Below are 13192 nucleotides of genomic sequence, written 5' to 3' on the forward strand. Positions count from 1 at the left end.
AAGCCACGCCTCTGTGCTCAGCAAACGGGGGACGTGGCGTGCGCGCCGGGATCGGCGCGAGCTGTGAGAGACCCGTGCGCGCTCCAGTAGCGCCCCCGATTTTCAGGAGTCGTGCGTCAGCGATGTACGCGATCGTCAAGACCGGCGGCAAGCAGTACAAGGTGGCCGTCGACGACGTGGTCACCGTCGAGAAGATCGACGGTGAGCCCGGCGCCGAGATCAGCCTTCCCGCCGTGCTGCTCGTCGACGGCGACCAGGTGACCACCGATGCCAGCGGCCTCACCTCCGCGGTGTCCGCCACCGTCGTCGAGCACACGAAGGGTCCGAAGATCCGGATCCACAAGTTCAAGAACAAGACCGGGTACCACAAGCGTCAGGGTCACCGCCAGCCCCTGACGAAGGTCCAGGTCACCGCGATCGGCAAGTAAGGAGCCTGCGTCATGGCACACAAGAAGGGTGCATCCAGCTCCCGCAACGGTCGCGACTCCAATGCCCAGTACCTGGGCGTGAAGCGGTTCGGCGGCCAGGTCGTCAAGGCCGGCGAGATCCTCATCCGTCAGCGCGGCACCGCCACCCACCCGGGTGTCAACGTCGGGCGCGGCAAGGACGACACGCTGTTCGCCCTCGCCGCCGGTACCGTCGAGTTCGGTTCCAAGCGCGGCCGCAAGACCGTCAACATCGTGCCGGCCGAGGTCTGAGCGACCCGCCAGCACAGCGACGCCGACGGCGGGTCACCCCGGTAGCGGGGGGCCCGCCGTTCGTCGTGTCACCACCGTCGTCACAGAGGAGCACCATCATGTCCCGGTTCGTGGACCGCGTCGTGCTGCACGCGACCGCGGGTGCCGGGGGCAACGGCTGCGCCTCGGTGCACCGCGAGAAGTTCAAGCCGCTCGGCGGCCCCGACGGCGGCAACGGCGGCCGGGGCGGGTCGATCGTCCTGGTCGTCGACCCGGGCGTGCACACGCTGCTCGACTACCACCACCGCCCGCACGCCGCGGCGCGCAGCGGAACGCAGGGGCAGGGCGCGTTCAAGAACGGCGCCAACTCCCCGGACACCGAGCTGCGCGTCCCGGACGGCACAGTCGTGCTCGACGAGGACGGTGAGGTCGTGGCCGATCTCGTCGGCCCCGGCACCCGGTTCGTGGCCGCCCGTGGCGGCCGCGGCGGGCTCGGCAACGCGGCGCTCGCGAGCGCCGCGCGCAAGGCGCCCGGCTTCGCGCTGCTCGGCGAGCCCGGCGACGACGTCCACTTCACCCTGGAGCTGCGCTCGCTGGCCGACGTCGGCCTGGTCGGCTTCCCCAGCGCGGGCAAGTCCTCGCTGGTCGCGTCGCTGTCCGCGGCCCGGCCGAAGATCGCCGACTACCCCTTCACCACGCTCGTCCCGCAGCTCGGTGTGGTCAGCGCCGGCGACGAGACCTTCACCGTCGCCGACGTCCCGGGGCTCATCCCGGGCGCCGCCGACGGCCGCGGGCTGGGCCTGGAGTTCCTGCGGCACGTCGAGCGCTGCTCGGTGCTGGTGCACGTCGTCGACTGCGCGACCTTCGAGACCGAGCGCGACCCGGTGTCCGACATCGAGGCCCTGGAGACCGAGCTGGCGCACTACGCCGACCAGCTGGGCACCAGCGCCCTCGGGGAGCGGATCGACGAGCGGCCGCGGCTGATCGCACTCAACAAGATCGACGTCCCGGACGCTGCGGATCTCGTCGACATGGTCCGCGAGGACCTGACCGAGCGGTTCGGCTGGCCGGTGTTCGCGATCTCCACCGCGTCCCGGGCCGGGCTGCGGGAGCTGACCTTCGCGATGGCCGAGCGGGTCGCGGCGGCCCGGGCCGCCCGTCCGGAGGTCGAGCCGACCCGGATCGTGCTCCGCCCGAAGGCGGTCGACGACTCCGGGTTCACCATCGAGCCGGACACCGAGATCGAGGGTGGGTTCGTCGTGCGCGGCGAGCGGCCCGAGCGCTGGATCCGGCAGACCAACTTCGACAACGACGAGGCCGTCGGCTACCTCGCGGACCGGCTCGCCCGGCTCGGCGTCGAGGAGGGGCTGGCCAAGGCCGGTGCCGTGCCCGGCTGCCCGGTCACCGTCGGCGACGTCACGTTCGACTGGGAGCCGTCCACCCCGGCCGGGGTGGCGGCGCTGCTCACCGGCCGCGGCACCGACATCCGGCTGGAGAGCCACGACCGGGTCGGCTCGGCCGAGCGCAAGCAGGCCCGGGCGGCGCGGCGGGCACACCTGTCCGACGCCGAGCTCGCGGCGGGGGCGCACTACGCCTCCGACCGCGAGATCGAGGAGTGACCACCCGCGCGGCGCTCGGGGCCGCCCGCCGGGTCGTCGTCAAGGTCGGGTCGTCGTCGCTGACCAGCCTCACCGGCGGTCTCGACCCGGCGCGGCTCGACGCGCTCGTCGACGCACTGATGGCCCGCCGCGACACCGGCAGCCAGGTGGTGCTCGTGTCGTCCGGTGCGATCGCCGCGGGGCTGGCGCCGCTGCAGCTGCGCAGGCGTCCGCGTGACCTCGCCACCCAGCAGGCCGCGGCGTCGGTCGGGCAGCTGCTGCTGGCGCACGCGTACTCGGCGTCGTTCGCCCGGTACGGGCAGGGCATCGGGCAGGTGCTGCTCACCGCCGACGACATGATCCGCCGCTCGAACTACCGCAACGCCCAGCGGACGCTGGAGCGGCTGCTGCAGCTCGGCTCGCTCCCGGTGGTCAACGAGAACGACACCGTGGCCACCGCCGAGATCCGTGTCGGCGACAACGACCGGCTCGCCGCGCTGGTGGCCCACATCGTCGGTGCGGACGCGCTCGTGCTGCTCTCCGACGTCGACGGCCTCTACGACGGCGATCCCCGCGACCCGGGTGCGGCGCTGGTCGGCGAGGTGGAGACCCCGTCCGAGCTCGCCGGGATCAGCGTCACCCGTCCCGGGTCCGGCCTGGGTACCGGCGGGATGGCGACGAAGGTGACGGCCGCGGCGATGGCGTCGGCGGCCGGGATCCCGGTGCTGCTGACCTCGGCCGACGAGGCGGCTCCCGCACTCGCCGCCGGCCCGGACGGCCCCAAGGTCGGGACCGCCTTCCGGGCGGCGGGCACCCGGATGAGCGCCCGCCGGTTCTGGCTGCGGCACGCGGCCGACGTCCGCGGCGCGCTGGACCTCGACGACGGTGCCGTCGAGGCGGTCCGCGCCCGGCGCCGGTCACTGCTCGCCGCCGGGGTGCACGGGGTCTCCGGGGACTTCGTGGCGGGCGACGTCGTCGAGCTGCTGGCCCCGCACGGCCGGGCGATCGCCCGCGGCGTCGTGTCCTACGACGCGACGGAGCTGCCCTCGATGATCGGGCGCCGCACCCGTGAGCTGCCCCCCGAGCAGCGCCGGGAGCTCGTGCACGCCGACGATCTGGTCACGATGTGACCCGTGAGTGGTTTTGTCGGTCCCGGCCGCGATAACCACTCACGAGGCAGAATGCCCCCCATGCCGACGCCGGAGGACGCCCGGGCCGGGCTGGTCGCCGACCTTGTCCGTGACGGCAGGCTGCGCAGCCCGCGGATCCGTGCGGCCATGGAGTCCGTCCCCCGGCACCTGTTCCTTCCCGGGCTCGCCCCGGACGCCGCGTACGCCGACGAGGCCGTGCCGATCAAGAGCGACGGCGGGGTCACGGTCAGCTCGGTCTCGCAGCCGTCCATGGTGGCGATCATGCTCGAGCAGCTCGACGTCGCCCCGGGGCACCGTGTGCTCGAGATCGGCGCCGGCGCGGGGTGGAACGCGGGCCTGCTCGCGCACGTCGTCGGCCCCGGTGGGGCGGTCACCACGGTCGACATCGACGACGACCTCGTCGCAGGCACCCGCGCCCACCTCGCCGCGGCCGGGCTCGACCGGGTGGAGGCCGTCACCGCCGACGGGGCGGGCGGCTACCCGCCGTCGGCGCCCTACGACCGGATCGAGCTGACGGTCGGCTCCACCGGTGTCCGCCCGGAGTGGGTCGCGCAGCTGGCCCCGGAGGGCCGTCTGCTGCTCCCGCTGACGGTGCGCGGCAGCCAGCTGTCGGTCGCGTTCGCGCACACCGGGCCCGGCCGGCTGGTGTCCACCTCGGTGCGGAGCTGCGCGTTCGTGCGGCTGCGCGGTGCCGGCGCGGACCCGGGCGCCGACGCCGAGCTGTCCGGCGGCGGCTGGACGGTCCAGCCCTCCTGCCGCTCCGGCGACGGCGCCGCCGACCCGCGGGTGCTGGAACGGGTCCTGGACGAGCCGGGGGAGGACCGACCGGCTCCTGTCCGGTGCACGGTCTCGGACCTGTGGGACGGCCTCGGGCTGTGGTGCGCGCTCGCCGACACCGCGGTCGTCCGGCTGCTGGGCCCGCCCGGTGACGGGCTCGCGTCCGCACTGTTCGGTGTGGCGGGGGCCCGGGTGGCGCTCGGGCTCGCGAGTGCGGACGGGTGCGCGCTGCTGCTCGCCGATCCGCGGGCGACGGTCCGGTCGTTCGGCCCCGGCGGGGAGGCCGCCGCCGACCGGCTCGTCGCCCTCGCCGACGGCTGGCTCCGTGCGGGCCGGCCGCACGCGGCGGACCTGCGGATCGACGCCGTCGTCCCGGAGCTCGTGCCGGCCCCCGGCGCGGGCCCACCGGGAGACGCCGAGATCGTGGACGGTGCGGGGACCCGGCTGCGCGTCGCCTGGGGGATCGGCCCCGGCTGATCCCGGCGCCGTCCGGGTCCGTCAGGCGGGTTCGAGGTGCACCAGCGGGATCTCCCGCTCGGTGCTGCGCTGGTAGCCGGCGTAGTTCCGGTACCGGTCGGCGATCCGCGGCCACAGCTCCGCCCGCTCCGCGGGCTCGGCGACCCGCGCCCGCATCGGGACCCTCGGGCCACCCTGGACGGCGACCTGCACCTGCGGGTCCGCACGCAGGTTGTGGAACCAGGCCGGGTGCCGGTCGTCGCCACCTCGGGAGGCGACGACGACGTAACTCCCGTCGCCGTGCAGCGGGGCGGTCAGCAGCACCGTCCGCGGCTCGCCGGAGCGGCGCCCGGTCGTGGTCAGCTCGACGACGGGCATCCCCATCGCGGAGTGGCCGACCCGGCCACCGGACAGCCTGATCAGCAGCCGGTGGCCGGCGTTCATCGCCTTGAGCGCGAAGTCGGGTGGGTTCACGGGGCCGACCTTACCCGCGAGTAGGGTCATTGTCGCCGGTCAGCCGGTCGCCGCGACCTTCTCCAGGGCGGGGCGCAGCTGGTCGACCAGCCAGCCGGCGGAGACGACGTTCGGTGCCTGCAGCGCGACCGCCTGGTCCAGGGTCAGCGGCACGTAGGTGCCCTGCTGCACCGCCCGGACCCGCTGGACGAGCTCGTCCCCCTCGAACGTGGCGCGGTCACCCTCGCCCGCGAAGGTCATCAGCAGCAGGTCGGCCTCGGACAGCCGGCCCACCTCCTCGTAGGAGATGCCGACGGTGCCCGGTGCGAGGGCGTCCGAGGCGGGTGCGGACGCGAACGACTCCGGCACCGCCAGGCCGAGCGAGCGCATGAACGCGGTCGACTGGTTCTGCTCGCCGACGACCATCGGCAGGATCTCGCCGCGGGCCTGGCCGTAGAGGTACGTCCGCCCGGCGAGGCCGGGCAGCTCGTCGCCGACGGCGGCGATCCGGGCGTCCGCCGCCGCGATCAGCTCGTCGACCCTCTGCTCCTCGCCGAGCGCCCGGCCCACCTGGCGGGCGTCGTCCTGCATCGACGCCGAGTACAGCCCCTCGGCGGCGACGACGGTCGGCGCGATCGTGCTGAGCCGGTCGTAGGTCGCGCGGTCGGTGACCTGGAACGCGGACACGGCCAGGATCAGGTCCGGGGCGAACGCCGCGATCTGCTCGGGGGACAGCGGCGCGTTCGGGTCGATCGCCAGCACCTCGGGCGGCAGCGGGTCGAGGTAGGGCAGCACCGGACCGGAGTCGGCGACGTTCCGCGTCGCGCCGACGACCGGAGCCCCGACGGTCTGCGCGACGGCGAGGTCGTTCAGCCCCAGCGCCACCACCCGCTGCGGCTTCGCCGGGACCGTCGTCCCGCCGAACGCGTGCGGGATCGTCACCGGGAAGGCGCCGCCGGCCTCCGCCGCGGGAGTCGGTTCCGGCGCTGCCGGTGCTCCGCCGCACCCGCTGAGCAGCGAGATCGCCGCGAGCACGGCGACGAGGGCGGGGAACCGGGGGACATGAGCACGCATGGACACTCCTCGGAGTCAGGTGAGGCAAACCTAACCGTCGAGGAGTGGGACGGGAAGATCAGCCCGCGACCGCCAGCGTGAGGGGCAGCACCTCCGGTGCCCCGGCCTGCCGCAGGGCGCGCGCGGCGACCGTCATCGTCCAGCCGGAGTCGACGAGGTCGTCGACGAGCAGCACCGGGCCCCCGGCGCCCGAGAGGTCCGGCAGCGCCGCCGCGTCCAGCCCCGCCCACACCGCGGCCAGCCGCTGGGCGGAGTTCTCCCGCGCCTCCGGGTGGTCGCCGGCCGGCGGCAGCGTGCCGAGCAGCGGCAGCCGCCCGATCTCGGCGATCCGGCGGGCGAGGTGATCGAGCTGGTGCGGTCGGGTGCGCGAGCCGATCCCGACCACACCGACGGGGCGCCGCTCCCAGCCCCACCCCGCGAGCACCCGGACGACGGCGTCGAGCACGTCCGACGGCACCGGGTCGTCGCCACCGGAGAGCAGCTCGCGCAGCCGGGTGCCCCAGCCGATGTCGGAGAGCCGCCCGATCGCCCGGCCGGTCGCCGCCTGCTCCCCGGGCGGGATCCGCCCGGACAGCGGCACGTCCAGGTCCGCCATCCCGGACGGCCACATCTTCCGCGGCGCGAGCTCGATCCCGGGCCGGGACAGTCGCTCCTGCGCGGCCTGCTCGCCGTCGGCCGCGACGTCGTCGGACCAGACGGTGCCGGTGCAGGTGTCGCAGCGGCCGCACGGGGTCGGGTCCGGGTCGTCGAGCTGGCGGCGCAGGAACACCAGCCGGCACTCGGTGGTGGCGATGTAGTCGAGCATCGCCTGCTGCTCGGCGCGCCGCGCCTCGTTCACCCGCGCGTGCCGCTCGGTGTCGTAGACCCACTCCTCCCCGGTGGCGGTCCAGCCGCCCTTGACGCGCTTCGCCGCGCCGTCGGCGTCGAGCACCTTGAGCAGCATCTCCAGCCGGGTGCGGGACAGATCCACCTGGGTCTCGATCGACGCCGTCGACCGCGGGTGCTCCGACAGCACGCCGAGGGTCTGGCGGACCAGCGGCTCCGGCGGGAACGCGAGCGACGCGAAGTAGGCCCAGATGTCGCGGTCCTCGCGGCCGGGCAGCAGCACCACCTCGGCCCGCTCCAGCGCGCGCCCGGCACGGCCGATCTGCTGGTAGTAGGCCACCGGCGAGGCGGGGGCGCCGAGGTGCACGACGAAGCCCAGGTCGGGCTTGTCGAAGCCCATGCCCAGCGCCGACGTCGCCACCAGGGCCTTCACCCGGTTCTCCTGCAGGTCCGACTCGGCGGCGAGCCGCTGCTCCGGATCGGTCTTCCCGGAGTAGGAGCGCACCGCGAACCCGCGCTCGCGCAGGAACTCGGCCACCTCGTCGGCGGCCTGCACGGTGAGGGTGTAGACGATCCCGGCGCCGGGCAGCTCGTCGAGCTTCGCGGCCAGCCAGGCCAGTCGCCGGGCGGGGGTCGGCAGCTGTACCACGGCCAGCCGCAGCGACTCCCGGTCCAGCGAGCCGCGCAGCACCAGCGTGTCCTGCTGGTCCCGGCCCATGCCGAGCTGCTCCGAGACGTCGGTGACGACCCGGTCGTTCGCGGTCGCGGTCGTCGCCAGCACCGGGATGCCGGACGGCAGCTCGGCGATCAGCGTGCGCAGCCTGCGGTAGTCGGGCCGGAAGTCGTGCCCCCAGTCGGACACGCAGTGCGCCTCGTCGACCACGAGCATCCCGGCGCTCGCGGCGAGCTTCGGCAGCACCCGGTCCCGGAAGTCGGGGTTGTTGAGCCGCTCCGGCGACACGAGCAGCACGTCGACGTCGCCGTTCTCGATGTCGGCGTACACCGCGTCCCACTCGTCGGCGTTGGCCGAGTTGACCGTGACCGCCACGATCCCGGAGCGGATCGCCGCGTCGATCTGGTTGCGCATCAGTGCCAGCAGCGGGGAGACGATCACCGTGGGGCCGGCGCCCTGCTCGCGGAGCAGCGCCGTCGCCACGAAGTAGACCGCCGACTTGCCCCAGCCGGTGCGCTGCACGACGAGCGCGCGGCGGTGCTGCGCGACCAGGGCCTCGATCGCGGTCCACTGGTCCTCGCGCAGCCGGGCGCCGTCGCCGGCGAGCTGGGCGAGCACCGCCTCGGCGCGCTCGCGCAGGTCGGCGCTACCCGGCAGGTCGGTCTCCGATGCGGTCGTCACGGGACCCATGGTGGCGCGGACCCCCGACAGTCCCGTCGCCGGGCGGCCGCGGGGGCGGTCCGGCGGAGCGGGCCCGCACGTACGCCTCGACGCCGTCGAGCACGAGCCCGAGCCCGAGGTCGATCTCCGCGTCCGGGTCGCGCGCACCGGTGAGGACGGGCGCCGGCATGTCAGCGAGGGCCGCCTTCAGGTGCGGGTAGTCGCCCGGGGCGGCGAGATCGTGCAGGACGGTCTCGAAGTCGTGCATCGGGTTCGCCGCGGTCACCTCGGCCGGGTCGAGCTCGCTCAGCGGGGTGTCCGCGGGCAGGCCGCGGCGGCGTCGCACGTCGTCCGCCGCGGCGAGCGTCGTCTCCAGCTGCACCCGCGCCTCGGCGAGCACGTGCTGGGCGAGCAGCCCGACGACGGCCAGCTTCTCGTCCCCCCGCAGGTCCACCTCGGCCAGCACCGCGAACGCCTCCTCCATCCAGCGCACCCGGTTCGGACCGATCCGGGCCGCGGCCAGCGGGAGCTCCAGGAACCACGGCCGGGCGAGCGCGGCGTCGATCTGGGCGCGGGTCCACGCTTCCAGCCCGGACCGCCAGTCGCCGGCGTGCTCGGGCATCGTGAGCGGCTCGGCGATGTGGTCGGCCAGCAGGGCCAGCAGCTCGTCCTTGCTCTCGACGTGCCGGTAGAGCGCCATCGCGGTGCAGCCCAGCACGTCCGCCACCCGCGCCATCGACACGGCGCCGAGTCCCTCGGCGTCGGCCAGGTCGGCGGCGGTCCGCACGATCCGGTCGGTGCTCAGCGCCGGTTTCGGCCCGCGGCGCGGCCGGCCGGCACGCCCCCACAGCCTGCGCAGGGTCGCGGGGACCTCCTCGTCGTCCATGCGTCCATCCTCTCCCGCCCGCGCGGCCGCAGGAAAACGGTGTCCGCCGTAAGCAGTTAATGCTATAAACAGTTTGCACTGTAAGCAGATGAGGGGAGTGGTCGTGGCGGAACCCGTGGTGCGGGCGGTCGGCCTGCGCAAGAGCTTCGGAGGGAGGCGCCGTCCGGTGCGGGTGCTGGACGGCGTGGACCTCCGGCTGGACGCGGGGGAGGTGCTCGCGCTGCTCGGTCCGAACGGCGCGGGCAAGACCACCACCGTGCGGGTGCTGAGCACCCTGACCAGGCCGGACGGCGGTACCGCCACCGTGGCGGGACACGACGTCGTGACCGGCGCACGCCGGGTCCGCGAGGTCATCGGTCTCACCGGCCAGTACGCCGCCGTCGACGAGAAGCTCACCGGCCGCGAGAACCTGACGACGATGGCCCGGCTCGCCCACCTGCCGCGCCGGGCGGTCCGGACCCGGGTCGACGAGCTCCTCGAGGCGTTCGGCCTGGCGGACGCGGCCGGGCGGCAGTTGCGGACCTACTCCGGCGGGATGCGCCGCCGGCTCGATCTCGCCGCCGGCCTGGTGCTGCGCCCGACGGTGCTGTTCCTCGACGAGCCGACGAGCGGGCTGGACCCGCGCAGCAGGCGCGGGATGTGGGAGGTCATCACCCGCGTCGTCGCCGACGGCACCAGCCTGCTGCTCACGACCCAGTACCTGGAGGAGGCCGACGAGCTCGCCGACCGGGTCGCGATGATCGACGGCGGCCGGGTGGTCGCGGAGGGCACGCCCGCCCAGCTCAAGCGGGCGGTCGGGGACGCCGCCGTCGAGCTGGCCTTCGCTTCCGCCACCGACGCGGCCCGGGTCGCCGGCGCGCTCGGCGGCCTCGTGCACACCGGTCCGGTCCTCCGGGTGCCCACCGACGGTTCGGTCCGGCACGTCCGCGACCTGCTCACGATCGTCGAGGCGGCCGGTCCGCCGCCGGAGCACTGGGCGGTGCGCGCGCCCAGCCTCGACGACGCGTTCCTCGCGCTCACCGGGCACTCCACCCGGCACGCGGACGCCGCCGAGCCGGCGGGGGTGGCGGCATGACGGCCCCGGCGGCACCCGCTCGGTGGCTCCGGGCCGTCCCGGACACCGCGACGATGACCGGCCGCGCACTGCGGCTGGCCCGCCGCGACCCGGACGAGCTGCTCGTCTCGCTCCTGCTCCCGACGATGATCATGCTGATGTTCGTCTTCGTGTTCGGCGGGGCGATCGAGACCGGCACCGACTACATCACCTACGCCACGCCGGGCGTGATCCTGCTGTGCGCCGGCTACGGGGCCTCGAACACCGCGATCGCGCTGGTGCAGGACACCGGGACGGGGAGCATGGACCGGTTCCGGTCCATGCCGGTCCCCGGTGCGGCGGTGCTCGCCGGGCACGTGGTGGCGAGCGTGCTCAAGAACCTCCTGACGACGGCGATCGTGCTGGCCGTCGCCGCGGCCATCGGCTTCCGTCCCGGCGCGGGCCCGCTCGAGTGGCTGGGCGCGCTCGGCGTCGTCACCTCCTACGTGCTGGCGATCACCTGCGTGGCGACGTTCGTCGGCGTCGTCGCGCGCACACCCGCGTCGGCCGGTGGGCTGGGCTTCGTCATGCTGTTCCTGCCGTACGTGTCCAGCGCGTTCGTCCCGCCCGGTTCGATGCCGGGCTGGCTGCGCGGCTTCGCCGAGGCCCAGCCGGTCACCCCGGTGATCGAGTCGGTCCGGGGGCTGCTGGTCGGGCTCGGGTCGGACGGGACGCCGGTCGTCGCACTCGGTGCGACGGCGGCGCTCGCCCTCGCCTGGTGTGCGGGCATCGCCGGGGTGTCGCTCGTCGCCGCGACCTGGGTGTTCGCCCGCCGGGGGCGCTGAGCGGCGCTCCCGTCCCGCGGGTGATCCGGCTCACCCGCAGGGCGGGGGCGTGCGGCACCGGCCCGTGGTGCAGTGCAGGATGACCGCCGTGAGCACAGCCCACCAGCCCGTGTTCGGCTCCGTCGCCGACGTCACCGACCGGCTCGGTGAGACCGGGTACCTCGCGTCCACCGCCGTGGCGACCACGGTGTTCCTCGCCGACCGGCTCGGGAAGCCGCTGCTGGTGGAGGGGCCCGCCGGCGTCGGCAAGACCGAGCTGGCGAAGGCCGTCGCCCAGGCCACCGGCTCCGGTCTGGTGCGGTTGCAGTGCTACGAGGGCATCGACGAGGCCCGCGCGCTCTACGAGTGGAACCACGCCAAGCAGCTGCTGCGGATCACCGCGGGCCGGGACTCCGAGGACTGGGACGCGACCCGCGACGACGTCTTCTCCGAGGAGTTCCTGCTCCCGCGCCCGCTGCTCACCGCGATCCGCCGCACCGACCCGACCGTCCTGCTGATCGACGAGATCGACAAGGCCGACGTCGAGGTGGAGGGCCTGCTGCTCGAGGTCCTGTCGGACTTCCAGGTCTCGATCCCCGAGCTGGGCACCGTCACCGCGGCCCGGCGCCCGTTCTCGCTGCTGACGTCGAACTCGACCCGCGAGCTGTCCGAGGCGCTCAAGCGGCGGTGCCTGTTCCTGCACCTGGATTTTCCGGACGCCGAGATGGAACGGCGGATCGTCGGCGTCCGCGTCCCCGAGCTCACCGAGCAGCTCACCGACGCGCTGGTCCGGACCGTCCGTGTGCTGCGGGCGATGGAGCTGCGCAAGGTGCCCAGCGTCGCCGAGACGATCGACTGGGGCCGCACGCTGCTCGCGCTCGGCCTGGACACCCTCGACGACGACGCCGTCCGCGCCACCCTCGGCGTCGTCCTCAAGCATCGCTCGGATGCCGAGAAGGCGGCCGCCGAGCTCCGGCTCAACTGAACGGCGGGTGACACGGGGCCGTCCGGCGGTATCGCCGGGCACCCCGATGGAGTGAAGATCGGGCCGCTGTCGGCACCTGCCGTAACCGCGGCGCTCGTGGCGAGTTGAGCCCGGTGACCGCTCCCCAGCGCACCCCGGAGGCCCGACGCCGATGACCGCCGTCCCGGAGAACCTTCGCCCCACCCCGCAGTCGTCCGTCCGGCGCCGGCTCGCCCGGGCCGGCCTCGCCGGCGCCGCCGTCGTCGCGCTCGCCCTCGCCGCGGCCGGGACGGCCGCCGCCCAGGACGGCCCGGGCTTCGCCGGCCCCGACGACGCCACGGTGACCCCCGGGGTCATGACCCGCACCGGCCCCGAGGGCGCCCAGTGCACGGCGAACTTCGTGTTCACCGACGGCGCCGAGGTCTACCTCGGGCAGGCCGCACACTGCGCGGGCACCGGTGGCTCGACCGAGGTCGACGGCTGCACCGCGGAGTCGCTCCCGCTCGGTACGCCGGTGGAGATCGAGGGCGCGGAGCGCCCGGGGGCCCTCGCGTACTCGTCGTGGCTGAGCATGCAGGAGGCCGGCGGGGCCGATCCGGACACCTGCCGCTTCAACGACTTCGCGCTCGTCCGCATCGACCCGGCCGACGTCGCACGGACCAACCCGACGATGCCGTTCTACGGCGGACCGACCGGCGTCGACGCCGATGGCACCCGCGCCGGTGAGGTCGTCTTCGGCTACGGGAACTCCGAGCTCCGCCAGGGTGTCGCGGCGCTGCGGCCGAAGACCGGGACCTCGCTCGGCACCACCGGCGGCGGCCGCTCGCACACCGTCACCACCGTGCTGCCCGGCATCCCGGGCGACTCCGGATCGGGCTACCTGTCCGCCGACGGCGCCGCGCTCGGCGTGCTGTCCACGCTGAACCTGGCATCCGCGCCCGGCACCAACGGTGTCTCGGACCTGCGCTCGGCGATCGACTACGCCGACGGGCCCGGCGGGTTCGGCGGGTCGCTGCGGCTCGTGGCGGGGGAGAAGCCGTTCGACCCGAACGTCGTGCCGGTCGACCTGGGCGGCTGAGAAGACCTCCGCGGTGTGGGACCGCGGTGATCGGCGACGTCCCGGCCGCAGCTCGGCGGCACG

13 protein-coding genes are annotated in these 13192 nt (G+C 74.6%); 9 read left to right on the plus strand and 4 right to left on the minus strand.

The window, feature by feature from the left end; translation table 11 throughout:
- Positions 1 to 122: 122 nt before the first annotated feature.
- From rplU to AD017_RS21105, 5 genes are all read left to right on the plus strand, one after another.
- Positions 123 to 428 (plus strand): 50S ribosomal protein L21, encoded by a 306-nt coding sequence (gene rplU, locus AD017_RS21085; RefSeq protein ID WP_010235601.1) that lies wholly within the window; start codon positions 123 to 125, stop codon positions 426 to 428.
- A gap of 12 nt (positions 429 to 440) precedes the next feature.
- On the plus strand, positions 441 to 698 hold the full coding sequence (rpmA, locus tag AD017_RS21090; protein ID WP_010235598.1) for a 50S ribosomal protein L27: 258 nt from the start codon (positions 441 to 443) through the stop codon (positions 696 to 698).
- Between the two features lie 98 nt (positions 699 to 796).
- A complete protein-coding gene (obgE, locus tag AD017_RS21095; protein ID WP_060575234.1) occupies positions 797 to 2296 on the plus strand; it encodes a GTPase ObgE in 1500 nt (499 codons plus the stop codon).
- Entirely contained in the window at positions 2293 to 3405 is a 1113-nt protein-coding gene (gene proB / locus AD017_RS21100; RefSeq protein WP_010240124.1) for a glutamate 5-kinase, read from the plus strand. Before obgE ends, proB begins: the two co-directional genes overlap by 4 nt.
- Before the next feature lie 60 nt (positions 3406 to 3465).
- Entirely contained in the window at positions 3466 to 4680 is a 1215-nt protein-coding gene (locus AD017_RS21105; protein ID WP_227012805.1) for a protein-L-isoaspartate(D-aspartate) O-methyltransferase, read from the plus strand.
- Between the two features lie 21 nt (positions 4681 to 4701).
- Here the strand turns inward: AD017_RS21105 and AD017_RS21110 are convergent, their stop codons facing one another.
- The 4 genes from AD017_RS21110 to AD017_RS21125 form a co-directional block, all read right to left on the minus strand.
- The gene (locus AD017_RS21110) at positions 4702 to 5103 is read right to left on the minus strand and encodes a nitroreductase/quinone reductase family protein (RefSeq protein ID WP_033200394.1); all 402 of its coding nucleotides are present in this window, start codon (positions 5101 to 5103) and stop codon (positions 4702 to 4704) included.
- A gap of 69 nt (positions 5104 to 5172) precedes the next feature.
- The gene (locus AD017_RS21115; protein WP_033200390.1) at positions 5173 to 6186 is read right to left on the minus strand and encodes an ABC transporter substrate-binding protein; all 1014 of its coding nucleotides are present in this window, start codon (positions 6184 to 6186) and stop codon (positions 5173 to 5175) included.
- A 58-nt stretch (positions 6187 to 6244) separates the two neighbouring features.
- On the minus strand, positions 6245 to 8365 hold the full coding sequence (locus AD017_RS21120) for a RecQ family ATP-dependent DNA helicase (RefSeq protein WP_010240133.1): 2121 nt from the start codon (positions 8363 to 8365) through the stop codon (positions 6245 to 6247).
- Positions 8331 to 9230, minus strand: coding sequence for a TetR/AcrR family transcriptional regulator (locus tag AD017_RS21125; RefSeq protein WP_010240136.1), 900 nt, complete (start codon positions 9228 to 9230; stop codon positions 8331 to 8333). Before AD017_RS21125 ends, AD017_RS21120 begins: the two co-directional genes overlap by 35 nt.
- Positions 9231 to 9327: 97 nt before the next feature.
- On the opposite strand from AD017_RS21125, the gene AD017_RS21130 reads away from it, so the two are divergent.
- From AD017_RS21130 to AD017_RS21145, 4 genes are all read left to right on the plus strand, one after another.
- Positions 9328 to 10305 carry an ATP-binding cassette domain-containing protein gene (locus tag AD017_RS21130; protein ID WP_227012861.1) on the plus strand — a complete coding sequence of 326 codons (978 nt, stop codon included), beginning with the start codon at positions 9328 to 9330 and terminating at the stop codon, positions 10303 to 10305.
- Entirely contained in the window at positions 10302 to 11108 is an 807-nt protein-coding gene (locus AD017_RS21135) for an ABC transporter permease (RefSeq protein WP_060575236.1), read from the plus strand. Before AD017_RS21130 ends, AD017_RS21135 begins: the two co-directional genes overlap by 4 nt.
- A gap of 79 nt (positions 11109 to 11187) precedes the next feature.
- Positions 11188 to 12072, plus strand: a complete 885-nt coding sequence (locus AD017_RS21140) for a MoxR family ATPase (protein ID WP_060575237.1) — start codon at positions 11188 to 11190, stop codon at positions 12070 to 12072.
- Between the two features lie 151 nt (positions 12073 to 12223).
- Entirely contained in the window at positions 12224 to 13129 is a 906-nt protein-coding gene (locus AD017_RS21145) for a hypothetical protein (protein WP_060575238.1), read from the plus strand.
- Positions 13130 to 13192 lie beyond the last annotated feature (63 nt).

It is taken from the genome of Pseudonocardia sp. EC080619-01 (assembly GCF_001420995.1).
GTDB lineage: Bacteria > Actinomycetota > Actinomycetes > Mycobacteriales > Pseudonocardiaceae > Pseudonocardia.